The organism is Janibacter zhangyanbonis (genome assembly GCF_050507325.1).
Lineage (GTDB): Bacteria > Actinomycetota > Actinomycetes > Actinomycetales > Dermatophilaceae > Janibacter.
Window position 1 is genome coordinate 2,932,839 of record NZ_CP191481.1, and the last position, 15,147, is coordinate 2,947,985.

Sequence of the window (15,147 nt, forward strand, 5' to 3'; positions counted from 1 at the left end):
GACCTGGATCACCCTGATGGGTCGAAGAGCAGGTGGTCATTTGGCCGGACACCTGACGGGCGACTCTCGGCCCACGCCGGTCTCGTGGATCGGCTGCGAACGGCCTCAGGCGCGCTGACGGCGCGCCGCCCGCAGGGCGTGCGCGAGGATGCCGTCGAAGAGGGCCGCGACCTCGCGGGCCCCGGGGTTGCGCAGGGCGTGGATCGGCACGAGGGCGCCCTGCGCCCGCTGCACGGAGGTGCGCTCGGGGATGCGCTGGGTGAGCACGAGCGGCCCGAAGAGCGAGGTCAGCTCCTCGACCCGGTAGCGGTGCTCGCCGATGTTGGACCGCACCCGGTTGACGACGATGCCGAGCGGCTGCAGCCGCGGGTTGAGCGTCGAGCGCACCTCGTGCACCGCCCGCAGCGCGCGGTCGGCCGCCGCGATGGCGAAGACCCCCGGCTCGGTGACGATGATCGCCCGGTCGGCGGCCGTCAGCCCGATGCGGGTCAGCCCGCCGAGCGAGGGCGGGCAGTCGACGAGGACGAGGTCGTGGTCCGCCTCGACCTTCGCCAGCACCGTGCGAAGAGAGGTCAGCCGCCGCGACGAGAGGTCGGTGCGGTCCATGCGGGCCAGGTCGTCGCCGCCGACGACGACGTCGATGGGGGCGTGGTCACCGTCGCTCCAGTGGCTGCGGAGCGTGGCGGCACGCAGGTTGCGCCGGCGCGGCTCCTCGACGACCAGTGCGCTGGTCGAGGCGACCTCTCCGTCGACGTCGAGACCGGTCGTCGAGTCGCCCTGCGGGTCGAGGTCGACGACAAGGGTGCGCAGGCCCGCGTGCCGCGCTGCCGCCGCGAGCCCCAGGGTCACGGAGGTCTTGCCCACTCCCCCCTTGAGGCTGCACACCGCGATGACGACCACGTCCCGATGATAAATGCCGCGCCCCCTTCGTCCGGGGTGGGACGAAGGGGGCGCGGCTGCATTGCCCTACGGCAATGAGATTACTTGAGCTCCTTGCTGGAGTAGCCGAGGATCCGGCGGGCGACGACGAGCAGCTGGATCTGCTGCGTCCCCTCGAAGATGTCGAGGATCTTGGAGTCGCGGGCCCACTTCTCGAGCAGGTGCGTCTCGGCGTAGCCGGTGGCACCGGCCAGCTCGACGCACGCGAGCGAGACGTTGACGCAGGTGCGCCCCGCCTTCGCCTTGGCCATCGAGGCCTCCATCGAGTTGGGCTTGCCGTTGTCGGCCATCCACGCCGCGCGCAGGGTGAGCAGGTAGGCGCTCTGGTAGTCGGCCTCGAGCTCGATGAGCTTCGCCGCCGCGGCGGACTGCACGTTGGCCGGCCGGTCCCAGTCGACCTCGATGCCCGACTCCTTGAGCAGCTCGGTGGTCGTGTCGAGCGACGCCCGGGTCAGGCCCAGGGCCATCGACGCAACGAGCGGGCGCGTGTTGTCGAAGGTCTGCATGGCGCCGCCGAAGCCGCCCTCGATCTTGATCTCCGGGTCCCCCAGGAGGTCCTCCGCCGGCACGCGGCAGTTGTCGAGGACGAAGGCCGCGGTGTCGGAGGCCCGGATGCCGAGCTTGTGCTCGAGGCGGGCCAGCTGCAGACCGGGGTTGTCACGGCGCACGACGAAGGACTTGATCGCCGTCTTGCCGAGGCTGCGGTCGAGGGTCGCCCAGACGACGACGAGCTCGGCCCGCTCACCGGAGGTGACGAAGATCTTCTCGCCGTTGAGGACGTACTCGTCGCCGTCCTTGACCGCGGTCGTGCGGATGGCGCCGGAGTCCGAGCCGACATCGGGCTCGGTAATGGCCATCGCGGCCCACTTGCCGGCGTAGCGCGCCTTCTGCTCGTCGTTGGCGACGGCGGCGATGGCGGCATTGCCCAGGCCCTGGCGCGGGATCGACAGGGTCAGGCCCACGTCACCGCGGCAGGTCTCGAGGATCGAGAGCACCGAAGAGAGGTTGGAGCCGTTCTTGTTGTCCTTGGGGCCCTTCTTCGAGCTGCGGCCGGAGCCGACGGCTGCGACGTCGCCCTCCTCCGCGCCGTCGTCCTTGGCTCGGGTCGAGGAGGACGCACCGGCACCCTGGCCGGCGCCCCCGTCGGACATGCCGTCGATGACGGCCGAGACGAGGTCGAGCTCGGCGGGGTACTCGTGCTCCGCGCGGTCGTACTTGCGGGAGATGGGCCAGAAGACCTCCTCGGCCATACCGCGGGCCTGGGAGATGAGCGGGCGGAACTTCTTGGGAACCTCGAGGTCGATCATGATCGTGTCCTTCGTGTCAGGTAGATAAGAGGAAGGGGGGCGCGGCTCAGACGAGCAGCGTGCCCTCGAGGACTCCGGCGCCCCGCAGGTCGCGGTACCAGCGCTCGTTGTCGAACTCCTTGACGAAGCCGTGGCCACCGAGCAGCTGCACGCCGCTCGAGCCGATCCAGGTCGCGTGACGCGAGACGAGGTTGCGCGCCTGGGCGATCTCGGCGGAGGCGTCCTCGCCGCGGTCGAGCCGGGCGGCGGCCTTCCACACGACGAGGCGCAGGCCGGCGAGCTCGATGGCGATGTCGGAGACCGTGAAGGCGACGGCCTGGCGGTAGCCGATCGGCTCGCCGAAGGCCTTGCGCTCCTTGACGTACTCGCTCACGTGGTCGAGGACGGCCTGCGAGGTGCCGACGGCAGCGGCCGCCCAGGCCAGACGGGCGCGACGCACGGCGTCGGCGTGATCCTCGGCCGTGCCGAGCAGGTCGGCCTTGGCGACGCGGACACCCTCGAGGTGGAGGCGGGCGGTCTTCGCCGCGCGGACACCCATGGCCGGGTCGTCCTCGGTCTTCACGCCCTCGGTGCCCGGCTTGACGATGACGAGCCGCGACTGGCCGTCGATCGCCGCCGAGACGATGAAGAGGTCGGCCTCCTGCGCGCCCGGGACGATCGCCTTGACGCCGTCGAGGACGATCACGTCGCCCTCGACCTTGCCCGTGGTGCGCAGGGCGAAGGGGTCGAAGAGCGGCTGGGGCTCGTGCAGGGCCAGGGCCGCGGTCGGCGGGGTCTCGCCGGTGAACTCCGGCAGGTAGGTGGCCTGCTGGTCGGCGTCGCCGTAGGCGGCGATGGCGGTGGCGACGGCGGCCGGCGCCATGATCGACGCGGCGATGCCCATGTCGCCGCGGGCGAGCTCCTCGAGGACGATCGCCGCCGTGACGGCGGAGCGCTCCTCGGCGATGCCCTCGAGCTCGGCGGGGACGCCGACGAGGTGCAGGCCCATGTCGGCGGCCGCGGAGCGGACCTCGGCGGGGACGGTGCGCTCGGCGTCGGCGGTGGCGGCGGCGGGGCGGATGACCTCGTCGGCCAGCTCGCGCGCGACCCCCTGGATCATCTGCTGGTCCTCGGAGGGCGTGAGGTCGAAGAGCGGCTTGGGCTTGGCCGTCGCCGCGCGGGCCGGGTCGCCCGAGCCCTTCTTCTTGTCGAAGGCGCGCCCGGCGGCCGTCTGCGCCTTGAAGCCGGTGACGGCGCCCCTGTAGAGGTAGCGCTCGACCTTGGCCCGCACCTCCTTGTCCTTGAGCCCCGGAAGACCGCCGGCCTTGGCGATGAGCCGCAGACCGAGCCGCTGGCCCTTGTCGGCCAAGGACGTCGTTTCGCTGGAAGCCATGTGGGAGAACCCTTCGCGACGTTGCTGAAACACGGAAAAGTGTGCGATACGGAGAGTACCTGCTACACCGCGTATCGGTAAACTGGCGAGTCACTTCACACGCCGGCACCAACGCGCCCACCGGCCGCACGAAGGGGCGACTCCCGCCCCCTTCGTCCCGCAGGTGGGTCACATCACGCCCCGCCGGGCCGGACCTCCCCGCCGCGACCAGCCGCCGGACGGTAGCCTGCCCGCAACCGGGAGAACCCGCGAGGGACCGCCCGCACACCAAGCACGTGAGAGGGAAACTGAGCATGGTCGACGTCGACGCCGCGCTTGACGCGTCAGGTCTCACCAACGAGGCCGTTCGCGAGTACGTGAAGCACTGGGCCGAGATCACCCAGCCGGACCGGATCGAGGTGGTGGGCGCCGACGACGACGACCGCCTGATCGCCGAGGCCGTCGAGGCGGGTGAGCTCCTCCCCGCAGGCGAGGGCCGCTACTACTCCCGCTCCTACTCCAAGGACACCGCGCGCTCCGAGGAGCGCACGATCGTCGCGACCAACGACGAGAAGGACAAGGGCGTCTACAACAACTGGCGCCCCGCCGCGGAGATGAAGGAGAAGCTGACCGAGCTCATGCGCGGTCAGTCCAAGGGCAAGACGATGTACGTCCTGCCATACCTCATGTCCCCCAAGGGCAACGAGCTCGCCCAGTGGGCCACCGGCGTCGAGCTGACCGACTCCCGCCCCGTCGTGCTGCACATGATCCGCATGTCGCGCGTCGGCGTCGAGCACGTCAACGACCTGCCGGTCCAGGACGACTTCGTCCGCGCCGTCCACGTCACCGGTGACCTCGAGAACCTCGGCCAGGGCACCCCCGACGACAAGCGCTACTTCGTGACCGTCGCCGACGAGCGCACGATCCTGCACTTCGGCTCGTCCTACGGCGGTAACGCGCTGCTCGGCAAGATCGCCCACGGCCTGCGCCAGGGCGCCTACGACGGCTGGGCGACGAAGAAGTTCCTCGCCGAGCAGTACATGCTCATCGGCATCACCGACAAGGAGACCGGCAAGCGGTACCACATCACCGGTGGCTTCCCGAGCGCCTCGGGCAAGACCAACCTCGCGATGATGCTCCCGCCGGACGCCCTCGGCGACCGCTACCAGGTCGACTTCTACGGCGACGACATCGCGTGGCTGTGGGTCGACGAGTCCACCGGCAAGCTCATGGGCATGAACCCGGAGTACGGCGTCTTCGGTGTCGCCAAGGACACCAACGAGTCGACCAACCCGACGGCCCTGCACTCGGTCGACCCGGGCACCAAGGTCATCTTCACCAACATCGCCTACAACCCGAAGACCGAGGAGGTCTGGTGGGAGGGCCGCACGCCCGAGCCGCCGGCCGACGTCGACGGGTGGCTGGACTGGAAGGGCGACGCGATCGCCGACCGCGAGCCCGGCGACACCTCGCCGTGGGCGCACCCCAACAGCCGCTTCACGACGACGCTGGCCAACGTGCCCAACGCCGCCCCCGACTTCGACGAGGCTGCGGGTGTCGAGATCGACGCGATCATCTTCGGTGGGCGCACGCGTGACCGTGAGCCGCTGATCCGTGCGATCACCGACCTGCCCGAGGGCGTCTACGACGGCCTGACCCTGGGCGCCGAGGCCACCGCCGCGGCCGAGGGCGTCGAGGGCCAGCTGCGCTACGACCCGATGTCCAACCGGCCCTTCATGGCCTACGGCGAGGGCGACTACGCGCGCCACTACCTCGACATCGTCGGCGCCGCGAAGGACAAGCCGCTCTTCGCGCACGTCAACTGGTTCCAGAAGGACCCGGAGGACGGTCACTACCTGTGGCCCGGCTACCGCGAGAACCTGCGTCCGCTCCTGTGGCTCATGCAGCTCAAGGCGGGCGAGGTCACCGGTCGCCAGACCCCGGTCGGCATCATCCCGACGCAGGAGGAGCTCGAGCTCACCGGCCTCGACCTGCCGCAGGAGGACCTCGACCGGATCCTCGACATCGACGTGGCCCGCTGGCAGCAGGAGATGGGCTTCCGCGAGGAGCACCTCAAGGCCTTCGACCGCCTGCCCGAGGAGATCTGGGAGGCCCACCGCCGCGTGGCCGCCGACCTGGACGCTCAGGCCTGATCGAGCAGAGCACGACGAAGGGCGTCACCCCGATGGGGTGACGCCCTTCGTCGTGCTCGGGGGTGCGCCCGGCGCACCGACCTCCAACTCTGCAGGACCCCAGGGTCCTGCAGAGTTGCAGTCGGGTCAGCGCGCGCCGAGCTCGCCGGCGGCGACGAGGTGGTCGCGGCGGCCGTGCCAGGGCTTGTCCCAGGACATCTCCTCGGGCACGAGGGGCTGGCCGCAGGCGCTGCAGACCTCGCCCCGGGTGGTCTCCTCACCGCACGCCTCGTGGATCAGCGCCATGTGGCCACCGCCCCGGGGGGTCGCCGTGTGCCGCTCCCCCCACAGGGCGAGCTGCTGCAGCACCGGGAGCAGCTCCGCGGCTGCCTGCGTCGCGGCATAGCCCTGCCGCGTGCGGCCGCCGTCGTCGTAGTCGACCCGCTCGAGCAGCCCGGCCTCGACCATCGCGCGCAGCCGGCGGCTGAGCACGGCATCGGAGATGCCCAGGCCGTCGCGCAGCGTGTCGAAGCGCCCACGCCCGTGGAGGACCTCACGGATGATGAGCAGCACCCAACCGTCGCCGAGCACGTCGAGGGAGCGGCGGATCGGGCACAGGTCGTCGGACCAGTCGGAACGAAGCGGCATGAGTGGCCTCCGGGGGTCGTGGGCTGCGTCCCAGTCTAACTTCCCCGAAGAAAGTTGAGGCCGTCGAGGCGCCCCGAGCACGAGTCAGGCCCCGGTCGCCAGTGGCGATCGGGGCCTGTCCGTCTGTCTCAACACAGAGCGCGCCCGTAGGGATTCGAACCCCAAACCTTCTGATCCGTAGGCTCGTTCACGGGCGGGTCGGCGCACGCCATACACCGAGAACTCAGGCGTGGCAGCAGCGATTGTCTCGACCTGACGCGATGGCGGGCGCCCCGGTTGCTGTCATCGCTGCTGTCAGGTCGGGCGGAGGGAGCCGGCGACCCGATAGCGGAGCAGAGCCGGCCGGAGCGGGTGCGGGGCAAGCGGCCAGGAGGCTCGGTCAGGTGTGGTGCGCAGGCGCGGAGCGCGTCCCTGTTGCGGTGGGTGCGGGCCGCTTGAGCCGTGGTCGCGGAGGTCGGATGGTGTAGCGGCGGGTCGGCGGTTCACAGGTGAGGGCACTCGGCGTGGGGAGCACCCGGGTGTCCTTGCTCGTGGTCGGCCGGCGGCGAAGGGCGCGCAGGTGGGGGTGCGCGTAGGGCGAGGCACGAGCCCGGAGCGCGGGGGTCCCCACCGGAACGGCCGAAGTCGGCCGGCCGGGTGCGGGCCGAAGGCCCGCCTTGAGTCAGTAGAGAAAGTTCTCACGCGCTTTGATCCGGGCAAGAATCTGAGCAAGCAGTTGAGTCCCCGATAGTGGTGTAGCGCGGTTGCCGAGTTCATCACCGTGATGGACATAGGCGCGGCCACCGCGTGATCCTTCGAGCGAACGTCTCACAGCACTCTCGAACGGAGTCATCACGATGACCGCACCACACATTGTCGACCCTGCAGGCCTCCTGGGTGAAGCCCTGTCCGAAGCATCACCGGACATGATGCGATCGCTGCTGCAGACCATGATCAACGCCCTGTTGTCCGCGGACGCCGATGCGGTGATCGGCGCGGAGTACGGCCGGCCCACCCCAGGTCGGTCGGCGCAGCGCAACGGCTACCGCCACCGCGACCTCGACACTCGCGTCGGCACCGTCGACGTCGCCGTCCCGAAGCTGCGCACCGGCAGTTACTTCCCCGAATGGCTCCTCGAACGCCGCAAACGCGCGGAGTCCGCGTTGATCACTGTCGTGGCCGACTGCTACCTCGCCGGCGTGTCCACCCGCCGCATGGACAAGCTCGTCAAGACCTTGGGGATCGACTCCCTGAGCAAGTCCCAAGTCAGTCGCATGGCCGCTGACCTCGACCAGATCGTCGACGAGTTCCGCCACCGCCCCTTGGCCGAGGCAGGACCGTTCACGTTCGTCGCCGCGGACGCGCTCACGATGAAGGTCCGCGAGGGCGGACGCGTGATCAACGCCGTCGCGCTGGTCGCGGTCGGCGTCAACGGCGATGGCCACCGCGAAGTCCTCGGACTGCGCGTGGCGACCTCGGAAACCGGAGCGGCGTGGAACGAGTTCTTCGCCGACCTCACTGCACGCGGCCTGACCGGCGTCCGGCTCGTGACCAGCGACGCCCACAAGGGCTTGGTCGAGGCCATCGCGGCGAACCTGCCCGGCGCGGCCTGGCAACGCTGCCGCACCCACTACAGCGCGAACCTCATGAGCGTCACACCCAAGTCGATGTGGCCGGCCGTGAAAGCGATGTTGCACTCGGTGTACGACCAGCCCGACAAGGACGCCGTGCAGGCGCAGTTCGACCGGCTGCTGGACTACGTCGACGGCAAGCTTCCCGACGTCCACGAACACCTCGACGCCGCCCGAGCGGACATCCTGGCCTTCACCGCTTTCCCCAAAGACGTGTGGACCCAGATCTGGTCGAACAACCCCGCCGAACGCCTCAACCGCGAAATCCGACGCCGCACCGACTCCGTTGGAATCTTCCCCAACCGCGCCGCGATCGTGCGCCTGGTCGGAGCCGTCCTGGCCGAACAAACCGACGAATGGGCCGAAGGACGGCGCTACCTCGGCCTCGACGTCCTCGCCAGATGCCGCGTCAACATCGTGCCCGCCCTCGACCCCGAGATCGGAGGCGACAACCTGCCCGCATTGACCGCCTGAACCACCAGAAGGAACACGCAGGCGCTACACCACTACCCGGGGCTTGACCGAGCAAGCTGCGCAGTTCAGGGACTGTGGAACACGAACTGATCCAGAGCAGCGTCCTAGCCTCGACGTCGCCTGGAGGTCCGGGTCACCCGCACGACGTCGATGATCCACACGACGAGAAAAGCAGCCCAAACAGTGCCGATGATCGCCAACCACGTTGGTTCGCCCGAGAGGGCGACAACTCCGACGAGAAACAGAAGAGCGGCGAGTGTTAGTACGGCAAAGCGAACGAGGAGCCGAGCGCCCCGATCCGCCACCCTTGGTCGCGGCGATGGCGCTTGCTCACCGTCGAGCACAACCTCCAGAAAGTCTTCCTTCCGAACCATTCCCCCGATCAGGTCCAGCGGTCGAACCACAACTTGGAGCGGTTCAGGACCGAGTTCATTCCTCCACGCCGCTGACCCAGTCCAATCAATCCTCGCCTGGATCGTCACTGGGCCGTCGGGCGCGGTCAGGGTCGCCTCACCCCTCCAGCGAAGTTTTGCGCGTTGCTCACCATTGACGAGGATGCGATAGCGGCGAAGCAGCATCGCGTCGCCCGCACGTCGAACCACGATTGTCCCCATGGCCGCAGGGTAGCGCCAGTTGAGTCCCCGATAGTGGTGTAGCGCGGTTGCCGAGTTCATCACCGTGATGGACATAGGCGCGGCCACCGCGTGATCCTTCGAGCGAACGTCTCACAGCACTCTCGAACGGAGTCATCACGATGACCGCACCACACATTGTCGACCCTGCAGGCCTCCTGGGTGAAGCCCTGTCCGAAGCATCACCGGACATGATGCGATCGCTGCTGCAGACCATGATCAACGCCCTGTTGTCCGCGGACGCCGATGCGGTGATCGGCGCGGAGTACGGCCGGCCCACCCCAGGTCGGTCGGCGCAGCGCAACGGCTACCGCCACCGCGACCTCGACACTCGCGTCGGCACCGTCGACGTCGCCGTCCCGAAGCTGCGCACCGGCAGTTACTTCCCCGAATGGCTCCTCGAACGCCGCAAACGCGCGGAGTCCGCGTTGATCACTGTCGTGGCCGACTGCTACCTCGCCGGCGTGTCCACCCGCCGCATGGACAAGCTCGTCAAGACCTTGGGGATCGACTCCCTGAGCAAGTCCCAAGTCAGTCGCATGGCCGCTGACCTCGACCAGATCGTCGACGAGTTCCGCCACCGCCCCTTGGCCGAGGCAGGACCGTTCACGTTCGTCGCCGCGGACGCGCTCACGATGAAGGTCCGCGAGGGCGGACGCGTGATCAACGCCGTCGCGCTGGTCGCGGTCGGCGTCAACGGCGATGGCCACCGCGAAGTCCTCGGACTGCGCGTGGCGACCTCGGAAACCGGAGCGGCGTGGAACGAGTTCTTCGCCGACCTCACTGCACGCGGCCTGACCGGCGTCCGGCTCGTGACCAGCGACGCCCACAAGGGCTTGGTCGAGGCCATCGCGGCGAACCTGCCCGGCGCGGCCTGGCAACGCTGCCGCACCCACTACAGCGCGAACCTCATGAGCGTCACACCCAAGTCGATGTGGCCGGCCGTGAAAGCGATGTTGCACTCGGTGTACGACCAGCCCGACAAGGACGCCGTGCAGGCGCAGTTCGACCGGCTGCTGGACTACGTCGACGGCAAGCTTCCCGACGTCCACGAACACCTCACGCGCCGCCCGAGCGGACATCCTGGCCTTCACCGCTTTCCCCAAAGACGTGTGGACCCAGATCTGGTCGAACAACCCCGCCGAACGCCTCAACCGCGAAATCCGACGCCGCACCGACTCCGTTGGAATCTTCCCCAACCGCGCCGCGATCGTGCGCCTGGTCGGAGCCGTCCTGGCCGAACAAACCGACGAATGGGCCGAAGGACGGCGCTACCTCGGCCTCGACGTCCTCGCCAGATGCCGCGTCAACATCGTGCCCGCCCTCGACCCCGAGATCGGAGGCGACAACCTGCCCGCATTGACCGCCTGAACCACCAGAAGGAACACGCAGGCGCTACACCACTACCCGGGGCTTGACCGTAGCGCCGCCGAGCCGGGCCGGGATCCCTAGCCCTCCGGGCCCTGGCAATCAGCGCAGCAGTCTTCGGGGCAGTTGATCTCACCCTTGCGAGAGGCGCTCACGCCGTGCTCAGTGAGCATGGCGTGAGCGGCCTCGGCCCTGGTCAAGTACGGCTTGGTCGTGTACCCGCAGAAGCAGAGGGCGCGGGCTCTTTCGGGTTTCATCCCGAATTGGGTGTACCCGCTGAAGCTGTGTTCTTCCACGACCGGAGCCTAGCCACGGGTGTCACGACAACGAGCGTGATCCGCATGGGCTCAGTCATTGCGCAGGACGACGACTTCCGCACCTTGCGACAGCGACTTCCACAACTCAGCCCTGTAGGGCTGGGTTCCGGGGGCATCAGCCGGAGGCCGCCACCCCATGACGTCCTCGAAGTCCGCTTGGGCGTCGGCCCACTGGGCGGCCGCGCGGTCGCTGCTGCACCAATGCACGCCCTGACCGCATTCGTGGACCGCGACGGGCATCCCGGTGCTGTTGAGCAGTCGGGTGACGTCCGCACGGCGCAGCCCCGCTCGTGACAGCTCGTACTCGAGGCCGGCCGGGTCGAAAAGCCGTGCGCCCCGGTCAAGCCCCGGGTAGTGGTGTAGCGCCTGCGTGTTCCTTCTGGTGGTTCAGGCGGTCAATGCGGGCAGGTTGTCGCCTCCGATCTCGGGGTCGAGGGCGGGCACGATGTTGACGCGGCATCTGGCGAGGACGTCGAGGCCGAGGTAGCGCCGTCCTTCGGCCCATTCGTCGGTTTGTTCGGCCAGGACGGCTCCGACCAGGCGCACGATCGCGGCGCGGTTGGGGAAGATTCCAACGGAGTCGGTGCGGCGTCGGATTTCGCGGTTGAGGCGTTCGGCGGGGTTGTTCGACCAGATCTGGGTCCACACGTCTTTGGGGAAAGCGGTGAAGGCCAGGATGTCCGCTCGGGCGGCGTCGAGGTGTTCGTGGACGTCGGGAAGCTTGCCGTCGACGTAGTCCAGCAGCCGGTCGAACTGCGCCTGCACGGCGTCCTTGTCGGGCTGGTCGTACACCGAGTGCAACATCGCTTTCACGGCCGGCCACATCGACTTGGGTGTGACGCTCATGAGGTTCGCGCTGTAGTGGGTGCGGCAGGTTGCCAGGCCGCGCCGGGCAGGTTCGCCGCGATGGCCTCGACCAAGCCCTTGTGGGCGTCGCTGGTCACGAGCCGGACGCCGGTCAGGCCGCGTGCAGTGAGGTCGGCGAAGAACTCGTTCCACGCCGCTCCGGTTTCCGAGGTCGCCACGCGCAGTCCGAGGACTTCGCGGTGGCCATCGCCGTTGACGCCGACCGCGACCAGCGCGACGGCGTTGATCACGCGTCCGCCCTCGCGGACCTTCATCGTGAGCGCGTCCGCGGCGACGAACGTGAACGGTCCTGCCTCGGCCAAGGGGCGGTGGCGGAACTCGTCGACGATCTGGTCGAGGTCAGCGGCCATGCGACTGACTTGGGACTTGCTCAGGGAGTCGATCCCCAAGGTCTTGACGAGCTTGTCCATGCGGCGGGTGGACACGCCGGCGAGGTAGCAGTCGGCCACGACAGTGATCAACGCGGACTCCGCGCGTTTGCGGCGTTCGAGGAGCCATTCGGGGAAGGTAACTGCCGGTGCGCAGCTTCGGGACGGCGACGTCGACGGTGCCGACGCGAGTGTCGAGGTCGCGGTGGCGGTAGCCGTTGCGCTGCGCCGACCGACCTGGGGTGGGCCGGCCGTACTCCGCGCCGATCACCGCATCGGCGTCCGCGGACAACAGGGCGTTGATCATGGTCTGCAGCAGCGATCGCATCATGTCCGGTGATGCTTCGGACAGGGCTTCACCCAGGAGGCCTGCAGGGTCGACAATGTGTGGTGCGGTCATCGTGATGACTCCGTTCGAGAGTGCTGTGAGACGTTCGCTCGAAGGATCACGCGGTGGCCGCGCCTATGTCCATCACGGTGATGAACTCGGCAACCGCGCTACACCACTATCGGGGACTCAACTTGCGCCCCTGGGCTGCGACAGCCACCTCGCACCGCTTCTCGCGGAGCCACCACGCCGTTTACCCATGTCGGGATGATGGCATGTCCCCGGCCCGCTGAGCGAGGTCCGCGGCCCCTCGGGAAGGGGCGTCTCGGGAAGGGGCGTCTCAAGGTCCTCCGGGCGGACCGAGAGCAGCTCGATCCACAGAAACTTGCTCTGAAAGATGCGCGAGCCTTTTCGGGGCGGCAGAGTTGTTGGTGCGGATCGACATTCACACACACGGGATATTTCCCTTGGGGGTCGGCTCCCCAGCCTCGGGCCCAGTGCGCTCGCATGACAGATGGCCGTTACACACATTCGACTGATCCGCGCGTGCACCCGCCCCCATGCGGCCGGTGCGTCCGGCGTTGAGCGGCCTTGCGGCGCCGGAAGATTCGACTTCTTCCCTTGCCGCACTCCCCACAGTCCGGGTGTGCCGCGTGAACCCAGGGCCAGCATCACCGTTCACGCGGCACACCCTTCTGGTTGGGAGGGACCGTGCACACCGACACCACGCCCGTCCCTGCCGCCACGGACCGCTTCCCCGGCTTCAGCGAAGACGTCCCGCTCGACGTGCCAGCCCTCACCCGCGCCGGCACCCCCGAGCTGCTCTCCTCACGCATCGCCGACGGCACCATGGACGCCTTCTTCGACGCCCTGGCCGGCACCGGCAACTGCGCCCACCCCATCCGCCTGGCCGGCTCCACGACCACGGTCGACACCACCACCAGACAAGTCCTCTCCACCTTCGACACCCGCGACCTGCCCTTCGGCGTCCTGCACCGCCCCTGCGGCAACCGCCGCGCCTCGGCCTGCCCCGCCTGCTCCCGCGTCTACGCCAGAGACACCTACGCCCTGATCCACGCCGGCATCAACGGCGGCAAGACCGTCCCCGCACACGTGCGGGACAACCCCCTGCTCTTCGTCACCCTCACCGCCCCATCCTTCGGGCCCGTCCACGGGCACCGCCACGGTCGCGCCTGCCGCCCACGACGCCGCGACGACCAGACACGCTGCCCCCACGGCCGGCCCACGTGGTGCGGGCTCGTCCACGACGAAGACGACCACGCCAACGGGTCCCCGCTGTGCTCCGACTGCCACGACACCGCCTCGGCCGTGATGTGGCAATGGCACGCCCCCGAGCTGTGGCGACGCTTCACCATCGCGCTACGCCGCAGCATCGCCCACCACCTGCACGTCCCTGAGGTCCGCCTGAGCGAGCACGCATCCGTGCAGTACGCCAAGGTCGCCGAGTACCAGACCCGCGGACTGATCCACTTCCACGCCCTCATCCGACTCGATGGGCCCGCCACCGCAGGCACCGGCTCCCCCGCCCCGGCCGCCCTCACCGGCCACGACCTCGCCGACCTCGTCCGCGACGTCGTCCCGACCGTGACCGTCCTGGCCGAACCCGTCGACCACGACGACACCCCACGCGTCCTCGCGTTCGGGGCCCAGGTCGACGTGCGCACCGTGCGCGCCGGGACCCGCACCGACGACCCCACCGGCCCACTGACCCCCGACCAAGTCGCCGGATACCTCGCCAAGTACTCCACCAAGGACTCCAGCACCCTGCACGGCCACGGGCAAAACCGGCCCCACATCATCGCCCTGCAACACCAGTGCCGCCAGGTGGCCCAGCGAGCCGCAGCCTTCCACGCCCCCGAGCACGACTACCGGCACATGCACAAATGGGTGCGTTGCCTCGGCTTCCGCGGACACTTCGGCACCAAGTCCCGCCGCTACTCCATCACCCTCGGAGCACGGCTCTGTTGCAAAAATCGTGAAGCTTGAGCATGCTTGGCGGAGATTGGACGGACGGAACGATGACGGATTTCAAGTGGCGCCATTTCCAGGGTGATGTGATCCTGTGGGCGGTGCGCTGGTATTGTCGCTATCCGATCAGCTATCGCGACCTTGAGGAAATGCTGGCGGAACGCGGCATTTCGGTCGACCATACGACGATCTATCGCTGGGTCCAGTGCTACGCCCCGGAGATGGAGAAGCGGCTGCGCTGGTTCTGGCGGCGTGGCTTTGATCCGAGCTGGCGCCTGGATGAAACCTACGTCAAGGTGCGGGGCAAGTGGACCTACCTGTACCGGGCAGTCGACAAGCGGGGCGACACGATCGATTTCTACCTGTCGCCGACCCGCAGCGCCAAGGCAGCGAAGCGGTTCCTGGGCAAGGCCCTGCGAGGCCTGAAGCACTGGGAAAAGCCTGCCACGCTCAATACCGACAAAGCGCCGAGCTATGGTGCAGCGATCACCGAATTGAAGCGCGAAGGAAAGCTGGACCGGGAGACGGCCCACCGGCAGGTGAAGTATCTCAATAACGTGATCGAGGCCGATCACGGAAAGCTCAAGATACTGATCAAGCCGGTGCGCGGTTTCAAATCGATCCCCACGGCCTATGCCACGATCAAGGGATTCGAAGTCATGCGAGCCCTGCGCAAAGGACAGGCTCGCCCCTGGTGCCTGCAGCCCGGCATCAGGGGCGAGGTGCGCCTTGTGGAGAGAGCTTTTGGCATTGGGCCCTCGGCGCTGACGGAGGCCATGGGCATGCTCAACCACCATTTCGCAGCAGCCGCCTGATC

General features: G+C 68.6%; 9 protein-coding genes and 2 pseudogenes. 5 read left to right on the forward strand and 6 right to left on the reverse strand.

The window, feature by feature from the left end; translation table 11 throughout:
- Positions 1–105 precede the first annotated feature (105 nt).
- The 3 genes from ACQBJO_RS14455 to ACQBJO_RS14465 form a co-directional block, all read right to left on the reverse strand.
- Positions 106–900 (reverse strand): ParA family protein, encoded by a 795-nt coding sequence (locus ACQBJO_RS14455; RefSeq protein ID WP_421009270.1) that lies wholly within the window; start codon positions 898–900, stop codon positions 106–108.
- Positions 901–980: 80 nt separating this feature from the next.
- Positions 981–2,246 carry an acyl-CoA dehydrogenase family protein gene (locus ACQBJO_RS14460; protein WP_421009271.1) on the reverse strand — a complete coding sequence of 422 codons (1,266 nt, stop codon included), beginning with the start codon at positions 2,244–2,246 and terminating at the stop codon, positions 981–983.
- Positions 2,247–2,292: 46 nt separating this feature from the next.
- Positions 2,293–3,618 carry an acyl-CoA dehydrogenase family protein gene (locus ACQBJO_RS14465; RefSeq protein ID WP_421009272.1) on the reverse strand — a complete coding sequence of 442 codons (1,326 nt, stop codon included), beginning with the start codon at positions 3,616–3,618 and terminating at the stop codon, positions 2,293–2,295.
- Between the two features lie 293 nt (positions 3,619–3,911).
- On the opposite strand from ACQBJO_RS14465, the gene ACQBJO_RS14470 reads away from it, so the two are divergent.
- A complete protein-coding gene (locus ACQBJO_RS14470) occupies positions 3,912–5,750 on the forward strand; it encodes a phosphoenolpyruvate carboxykinase (GTP) (RefSeq protein ID WP_421009273.1) in 1,839 nt (612 codons plus the stop codon).
- A 126-nt stretch (positions 5,751–5,876) separates the two neighbouring features.
- Here ACQBJO_RS14470 and ACQBJO_RS14475 read toward each other — a convergent pair whose 3' ends face one another.
- Positions 5,877–6,377 carry a winged helix-turn-helix transcriptional regulator gene (locus ACQBJO_RS14475; RefSeq protein ID WP_255184441.1) on the reverse strand — a complete coding sequence of 167 codons (501 nt, stop codon included), beginning with the start codon at positions 6,375–6,377 and terminating at the stop codon, positions 5,877–5,879.
- An 836-nt stretch (positions 6,378–7,213) separates the two neighbouring features.
- Between ACQBJO_RS14475 and ACQBJO_RS14480 the strand changes: the two genes are divergently transcribed.
- Entirely contained in the window at positions 7,214–8,461 is a 1,248-nt protein-coding gene (locus ACQBJO_RS14480; protein WP_421008218.1) for an IS256 family transposase, read from the forward strand.
- A gap of 104 nt (positions 8,462–8,565) precedes the next feature.
- Here ACQBJO_RS14480 and ACQBJO_RS14485 read toward each other — a convergent pair whose 3' ends face one another.
- Positions 8,566–9,075 carry a hypothetical protein gene (locus tag ACQBJO_RS14485; protein WP_427801506.1) on the reverse strand — a complete coding sequence of 170 codons (510 nt, stop codon included), beginning with the start codon at positions 9,073–9,075 and terminating at the stop codon, positions 8,566–8,568.
- A gap of 140 nt (positions 9,076–9,215) precedes the next feature.
- Here ACQBJO_RS14485 and ACQBJO_RS14490 point away from each other — a divergent pair.
- Positions 9,216–10,464: pseudogene (locus ACQBJO_RS14490) on the forward strand (IS256 family transposase).
- A gap of 701 nt (positions 10,465–11,165) precedes the next feature.
- Here the strand turns inward: ACQBJO_RS14490 and ACQBJO_RS14495 are convergent.
- Positions 11,166–12,413 (reverse strand): annotated as a pseudogene (locus ACQBJO_RS14495) (IS256 family transposase).
- 639 nt (positions 12,414–13,052) lie between these two features.
- Here ACQBJO_RS14495 and ACQBJO_RS14500 point away from each other — a divergent pair.
- Together ACQBJO_RS14500 and ACQBJO_RS14505 are read left to right on the forward strand one after the other, a co-directional pair.
- Positions 13,053–14,348, forward strand: coding sequence for a replication initiator (locus tag ACQBJO_RS14500; RefSeq protein WP_421009288.1), 1,296 nt, complete (start codon positions 13,053–13,055; stop codon positions 14,346–14,348).
- A 32-nt stretch (positions 14,349–14,380) separates the two neighbouring features.
- Positions 14,381–15,145, forward strand: a complete 765-nt coding sequence (locus tag ACQBJO_RS14505; RefSeq protein ID WP_001389365.1) for an IS6-like element IS6100 family transposase — start codon at positions 14,381–14,383, stop codon at positions 15,143–15,145.
- Positions 15,146–15,147: the final 2 nt, after the last annotated feature.

Bases quoted from the DNA above. Each gene is read 5' to 3' on its own strand.
- ACQBJO_RS14470 (WP_421009273.1), top strand. From the start codon at position 3,912: ATGGTCGACGTCGACGCCGCGCTTGACGCGTCAGGTCTCACCAACGAG.
- ACQBJO_RS14485 (WP_427801506.1), bottom strand. From the start codon at position 9,075: ATGGGGACAATCGTGGTTCGACGTGCGGGCGACGCGATGCTGCTTCGC.
- ACQBJO_RS14475 (WP_255184441.1), bottom strand. From the start codon at position 6,377: ATGCCGCTTCGTTCCGACTGGTCCGACGACCTGTGCCCGATCCGCCGC.
- ACQBJO_RS14465 (WP_421009272.1), bottom strand. From the start codon at position 3,618: ATGGCTTCCAGCGAAACGACGTCCTTGGCCGACAAGGGCCAGCGGCTC.
- ACQBJO_RS14460 (WP_421009271.1), bottom strand. From the start codon at position 2,246: ATGATCGACCTCGAGGTTCCCAAGAAGTTCCGCCCGCTCATCTCCCAG.
- ACQBJO_RS14480 (WP_421008218.1), top strand. From the start codon at position 7,214: ATGACCGCACCACACATTGTCGACCCTGCAGGCCTCCTGGGTGAAGCC.
- ACQBJO_RS14505 (WP_001389365.1), top strand. From the start codon at position 14,381: ATGACGGATTTCAAGTGGCGCCATTTCCAGGGTGATGTGATCCTGTGG.